7 protein-coding genes are annotated in these 6,149 nt (G+C 62.6%); 2 read left to right on the top strand and 5 right to left on the bottom strand.

Going from position 1 to position 6,149, the window contains the following annotated elements:
* Both groEL and groES read right to left on the bottom strand, forming a co-directional pair.
* On the bottom strand, window positions 1-1,192 hold a 1,192-nt coding region (gene groEL, locus VIF40_RS04005; protein ID WP_331936228.1), incomplete at its 3' end, for a chaperonin GroEL.
* Between the two features lie 47 nt (window positions 1,193-1,239).
* Window positions 1,240-1,527, bottom strand: coding sequence for a co-chaperone GroES (groES, locus tag VIF40_RS04000; RefSeq protein WP_331936227.1), 288 nt, complete (start codon window positions 1,525-1,527; stop codon window positions 1,240-1,242).
* A gap of 346 nt (window positions 1,528-1,873) precedes the next feature.
* Here groES and VIF40_RS03995 point away from each other — a divergent pair, with 346 nt between their 5' ends.
* Together VIF40_RS03995 and VIF40_RS03990 are read left to right on the top strand one after the other, a co-directional pair.
* Window positions 1,874-2,293: a group II truncated hemoglobin gene (locus tag VIF40_RS03995; protein WP_331936226.1), complete on the top strand. Its 420-nt coding sequence runs from the start codon at window positions 1,874-1,876 to the stop codon at window positions 2,291-2,293.
* On the top strand, window positions 2,277-2,867 hold the full coding sequence (locus tag VIF40_RS03990) for a hypothetical protein (RefSeq protein WP_331936225.1): 591 nt from the start codon (window positions 2,277-2,279) through the stop codon (window positions 2,865-2,867). The genes VIF40_RS03995 and VIF40_RS03990 overlap by 17 nt, the downstream gene beginning before the upstream one ends.
* 114 nt (window positions 2,868-2,981) lie before the next feature.
* Here the strand turns inward: VIF40_RS03990 and VIF40_RS03985 are convergent, their stop codons facing one another.
* From VIF40_RS03985 to VIF40_RS03975, 3 genes are all read right to left on the bottom strand, one after another.
* On the bottom strand, window positions 2,982-3,740 hold the full coding sequence (locus VIF40_RS03985; RefSeq protein WP_331936224.1) for a 4Fe4S-binding leucine-rich repeat protein: 759 nt from the start codon (window positions 3,738-3,740) through the stop codon (window positions 2,982-2,984).
* Between the two features lie 25 nt (window positions 3,741-3,765).
* Window positions 3,766-5,517 (bottom strand): nif-specific transcriptional activator NifA, encoded by a 1,752-nt coding sequence (nifA, locus tag VIF40_RS03980; protein ID WP_331936223.1) that lies wholly within the window; start codon window positions 5,515-5,517, stop codon window positions 3,766-3,768.
* 148 nt (window positions 5,518-5,665) lie between these two features.
* Complete coding sequence (locus tag VIF40_RS03975; protein ID WP_331936222.1) at window positions 5,666-6,145, bottom strand: hypothetical protein; 480 nt, start codon at window positions 6,143-6,145, stop codon at window positions 5,666-5,668.
* Window positions 6,146-6,149: the final 4 nt, after the last annotated feature.

The following is a 6,149-nucleotide window of genomic DNA, read 5'->3' as shown; positions in this document are numbered from 1 at the left end:
CGAGCGCCTTCAGCACGATGTTGATGCCGGCCTGCTCGTCGGAGTTGTCGCTCTTGAGCTTGGCGACCGCCCCCTTGGCGCGCAGCAGCGCGACGCCGCCGCCGGGGGAAATACCTTCCTCCACCGCCGCACGGGTGGCGTTGAGCGCATCGTCCACCCGATCCTTCTTTTCCTTGACCTCGACCTCGGTCGCACCGCCGACGCGGATCACCGCGACGCCGCCGGCAAGCTTGGCCAAACGCTCCTGCAGCTTTTCGCGATCATAGTCCGAGGTGGTCTCCTCGATCTGCGCCTTGATCTGCTTGACGCGGGCTTCGATGTCCTTCTTCTTGCCGGCGCCATCGACGATGGTGGTGTTCTCTTTCGAGATCTCAACGCGCTTGGCAGTGCCGAGCATGTCGAGGGTGACATTCTCGAGCTTGATGCCGAGGTCTTCGGAGATGACCTGTCCGCCGGTGAGAACGGCGATGTCTTCCAGCATGGCCTTGCGGCGATCGCCGAAGCCCGGGGCCTTGACGGCCGCGACCTTGAGGCCGCCGCGCAGGCGGTTGACGACGAGCGTGGCCAGAGCCTCGCCCTCGATGTCCTCGGCAATGATCAGCAGCGGACGCTGCGACTGCACGACCGCTTCGAGGATCGGCAGCATGGCCTGGAGGTTCGAAAGCTTCTTCTCATGCAGCAGGATGACGGCGTCTTCGAGGACGGCGATCATCTCGCCGATGGCGGTTTCGCCGTTGGCCGAAATGGTGCCGACCTGGGCGACTTCGGCGTTGGCCGAAATGGTCTTCTTGGCCTTGGCGAGGTTCTCGACGACTTCGGCGACGGCCAGATCGATGCCGCGCTTCAGATCCATCGGGTTCATGCCGGCGGCAACGAGCTTGACGCCTTCGTTGACGATCGCCTGGGCGAGAACCGTGGCGGTCGTGGTGCCGTCACCGGCGATGTCGTTGGTCTTGGAGGCCACGGCGCGCACCATCTGGGCGCCCATGTTCTCAAACTTGTCCTCGAGCTCGACTTCCTTGGCGACGGTGACGCCGTCCTTGGTGATGCGCGGAGCGCCGAAGCTCTTCTCGATGACCACGTTGCGACCCTTGGGGCCGAGCGTGACCTTCACCGCGTTGTTCAGAATTTCGACGCCGCGCATGATGCGGTCGCGCGCGTCGGAAGAAAAGCGGATGTCCTTGGCTGCCATTGTCGTTCAGCTCCGTTGGAAGAAGGATTGGGCGAGAGTCGGCGGGTTCAGGCGATGACGCCCAGAATGTCGCTTTCTTTCATGATGAGGAGATCTTCCCCGTCGATCTTGACCTCGGTGCCGGACCATTTGCCGAACAGCACGCGGTCGCCTTCCTTGACGTCGAGGGCGACGAGCTTGCCGCTCTCGTCGCGGGCGCCGGGGCCGACGGCGACGATCTTGCCCTCGGCGGGCTTCTCTTTGGCGGTATCCGGAATGATGATGCCGCCTTTGGTCTTGTCTTCGCCTTCGAGGCGCTTGACCACGACCCGGTCGTGGAGGGGACGGAACGCCATGTCGTCTTCCTTCGTTGGGAGCCCGGCCGGAGCGCGCGGGCGAAAGATTGCGTAAAATGCCTATTAGCACTCAGCGGTGGCGAGTGCCAACAAGCTAGCGATGAAATAGGAAGCGACGCCCCGCTCTGTCAAGGGCGAGCAGCGCCGAAATCGGGCGCCGGAGCCGCAAATGCATAAAATTGCGCCTTGCTATGCCTTTTTATTCTCGTCTCGCGGCCGAATTCGGGCGGCGTTTCCGTCCGCGCCGATTTGAGCGCTCCATTCCCCGCGGCCTCGTTGCGCCGTCGCGCGGAGCGCGTTACGCCCAGGCCCCGGCATATGAATTGCTAGCTCGCGAGGCATGACAATGGACGCCGTGCAATCGACAAAGACCGCATTCGACATCATCGGCGGCCAGGACGCCGTCGATCGTCTCGTCGAGGCGTTCTATCGCAATATGGACGTTCTGCCGCAGGCGCGTGACATCCGCGCGATCCATGCGGTGGATCTCGGCCCCACCAAGGCGGTTCTGAAGCTCTATCTGGCCGAATGGCTGGGCGGACCAAAGAGCTATTCGGAGCAGCGGGGACATCCCCGGCTGCGCATGCGTCACATGGGCTTCGCGATCGGACCCGCCGAGCGCGATGCGTGGATGGCCTGCATGACGGGCGCGCTCGAAGAGGTGGTCGATGATGTGAGAGTGCGAGAGACATTGAAGCAGAACTTCGCCAAACTGGCGGATTGGCTACGTAACGACCCGGGTAACCAACATGACAAGCATCACTGATACGGCGTTTTCGACTTTGGAGCAGCAGAAGCGGCTGCTCAGCCCGGTCCATAAGGGCCCGACCGAAAAGCCCGGTCGCTTTGGCTTCCGCGGCAAGCTGGCGTTGAAATACGCCCAGCAGTTCGCCGACGAGGCGCGTCCGCCGGAACTGTGCTCAGATCAGGTGATCGCGGTGGCGGAGGCCGGCAAGCCCACTTTCGACTTCTTCGCGCAGTGGATTCTCTCTTTCGAGCATCTCGGAACCGTCGCCGAAGTGCTGAAGGGACTGCTCAGCCCGACCGGCAAATATTTCATCTTCGCCAACAATATCGACCTTCTCAGCAAATATCAGGTCGAGATCGACGGCATTAATTTCTATGTGCTGCCGATCGATGAATCGACGGTCTACAATGAGCTGCTCGAGCTGTTCTACATCGAGAAGAACGATCTGAAGAAGCTGTCGATCGGCGGCAAGATCGACGCCGTCGCCAACGCCGGCATCGGCTTCGACCAGACGTTCGAGAAGATCACCTTCGAGCAGGGGCTCGCCGTCATGGGCCCGGTGCGCAATCGCAACGAGAACCGGCCGGTCTGACGCGACCCTGAAATCTCGATTTCGACCACGCAATCCAGAGGCATTCCCGGCTCTGGATTGCTTTTTTTTAAAGCGAGCCTGGCGCTGGGGCGGACACTGCCCGACCGGCGGTGATCATTCGCTTTCCAGCCGGGCCCGCGCGCAGGCGCGCACCAATTCGTCCTCGTCATCGAGGAAAATGGCCAGCATATGCCGCGGGCACCGTTCCGCGACAGTGAAACGAATGCGCAAATCCTCGTCCTTGCACATTGCGTCGAGCCGATCCTCCGGAAGGCGCTCGGCGACGACGAGACGCACGAGCGGCTCCGGGTCATTGACGACGAGATGCAGCCGATCTTCGGGAAGGCGTCGGGCCACCCAGCGCCGCACTTCCGGGTCCTCGTCGTGGACGGCGATCGGAAGCAAATCAGGCGCTATTCGTCGGACGACGTGAATGCGGACCAGATAATCCGCGTCCGAATACATTGCGAGCAGCGCCGCGCCTTCCAGCCGATTGGCGATCACGATGCGCACGCGCGGTTCCGGATCATGCGCGAGGCGGCCGATGCGCGAGGCCGGCAGGCGCGAGGCGACGGTGGCGCGCACCTCGGGCTCCGGATCATCCAGCAATGGCGGAAGCCGCAGCACCGACGCATAACGCGCCGCGCGAGCGCGAACCTCGAAATAAACGTGATCGAGATAGGCGTCCGCGAGATGCGGATGGCCGCGAAAGAAAAGATCGACACGTTTGGCGCGCCGGTCTCGAACGCAGGCCGCGCCTTTGCGGCACAGCCCCTCGAGATTGAGCGCCACATGGGAGCATTCCCTGCAGCGGATGGGGCGACCGCGCCAGTCGAGCGGATCGTCGCTTATTCTTTCTGGTTCTGCGGCCATTGGGGAGCCGTCTTCTTTCCTCGAATCAGAACTTCTTCACGGGGATATCATATTTTTGCAACGCATAGCCGATCTGCCGAGGCGTCAGGCCGAGAAGGCGCGCCGCTTTGGCCTTCACCCATCCGGCCTGCTCCATCGCTTCGATGAGCTTGTCGCGGTCGGAGCGATGGTCGCTATCGATGACGGTACAGTTTTCCGCTCCCGGACAGGGGGCGGCCGGAGCCGCTGCGACCGGAGCCGGCTCCTCGACCGGCGGCCGGACGACGGGAGGCCGAGCCGGCGGGGGAGGCGGCGGCGGGGCCTGCGGCTTGGAGACGATCGGCAGAGGCGTGAAGCTCGGCGGATGGAGCCCGCCGACCGACGATTCACGCGAGCCGTTCCACAGCACCGAGGACAAGCAGCCGTCATTGCGACAGGAGAAGTCCTTGTCGACGATGGAGTCGGCGCGCGCCAGCGTCGCCGTGCGATAGACGCAGTTCTCGAGCTCGCGAATATTGCCCGGAAAACTACATTCGTTGAGCACTTCCATCGCCGAATCCGACAGCGTCAGATGAACGTTCTGCTCATGGTTGAAGCGCTTCAGGAATTCACTGGCGAGCGGCGCCAGATCGCCCTTGCGCTCGCGCAGCGGCGGCAAAAAGATCGGCACGACGCTGATGCGGTAATAGAGATCGGCGCGGAACTCGCCTTTCTGCACCGCCTCTTCGAGATTGCGGTTGGTGGCGCAGACGAAGCGCACATCGACCTTCATCGTACGCGTGCCGCCGACGCGCTCGAACTCGCCCTCCTGCAGCACACGCAGGAGCTTGGCCTGGAAAGCCGGCGTGATGTCGCCGATCTCGTCCAGAAAAAGCGTGCCGCCGTCGGCGAGCTCGAACCGACCCTTGCGCAAGGCGGCGGCGCCGGTGAAGGCTCCGCGCTCATGGCCGAATAATTCGGATTCGAGCACGCTCTCTGGCAGAGCGGCGCAATTCAGCTTGACGAAAGGCTTGCTGTGCCGGGGCGAGAGATTGTGGATCGCGGCGGCGAACAGCTCCTTGCCCGTGCCCGATTCTCCGCGCAGCAGCACGGTCGATTTGGCTTTGGCGACGATGCGTATCTTCTCGACGACGGCGCGCACCGCCGGACTCTCGCCGACGATCCCCTTGATATTGTCGAGCTTCGCCTCGATATGGGCGGGCCGATCCGCCTTCTCGAGCCGCGCCTTCTCCTGCATCAGGCGATCGCGATCACGCGCGATCAGCTTGTGGAGCCGCAGCGTCTGTCCGACCAGATTGGCGATCATTGTCAGAAAGCGGACGTCGTGATCGAAGCGCACCGACGAGCGGTCGCTATAGACGCGATCGACCGTCAGCGTGCCGACGACGGCGTCGGCCTCCTTGATCGGCACGCCGATCAGCGAGAAGGGCTGCCCATCCGTCGGGCCCCATTCCGAGAGATCCGTGCCCTCGAAGAGCGGCGAGGCGGCGACATTCTCCACCACGAGCGGCATCTTGGTCGCCACGATCTGGCCGACGGCCCGCTCGGGAAGATGCTCGAAGAATTTTTTGGCGTTGCCCTCGCTCCAACCCGATCCGACGACCACTTCCGGGTCGCCATGCGAGTCGAGCAGAGCGATGAGGCCGTGGCGCATGTCGAGAAAGCTCGACAACAGCGCCAGCACACCCGCCAGCGTTTTCTCGAGACGGTTGGGCGACGCCAACAGCTTCGAAATTTCATAGATTCCGACGAGAGCAGATTCGCTCGGGTCGAACGCGCGAGCCTGAGCCGTGTTCATGCTGCTTCCAGCTTCGTATCCCATAGACGTGCCTGACGTTCCGCGGGAATCGATAGTTCACGTTGGAATGTTTAGCAACTAACGTGCCGTCGCCGTGACAAATTCTACGCCCCCGACCGCGCCGGGACACGGTCCTGCGCCAGCCACGTCAGGCAACGCCTTGCGCGAGCTCATAGATAACTGTCCAGCCGACATATCCGCGTGGGTCGAGAATTTCCAAAATCCCAAGGTTTTCCATTGCTTCCGCTTTATTGCCACGCTTGAGCTGAATGAAGCTCAACGCCTTCAAAGTGTACAGTGCGAAGCGCTCGGCCGAGCCAGGCGCCGTTTCTTTCGGCGGCCAGAGCCGCGGATCGGTCGACCAGCCCGCTTGGCGGGTCGCCTCGACGAGGCCCCTATTGGCAACGCTCCAGGCCACCTCGAGGTTACCCATATAAGTATGAATCTTATAGAGGCAGTAATAGGCCGGCAGTTCCTCGGGAGACAGCTCCAGCGCCTCCCGGAACAATTCGTCCGCTCGCGCCCGGTCGCTCCGATAGGCCAGGACGCCTTTTTGCAATAGTTCATTGACTGCCGGCGAGAGCTCACCGAAGTCGACGAGGTCATTTTCACGCGTGAGATCATTCATGCCG

The organism is Methylosinus sp., assembly GCF_036560965.1.
GTDB lineage: Bacteria > Pseudomonadota > Alphaproteobacteria > Rhizobiales > Beijerinckiaceae > Methylosinus.
The sequence above is the reverse complement of the archived record's forward strand: the minus strand, read 5'-3'. Positions and strand labels throughout refer to the sequence as shown.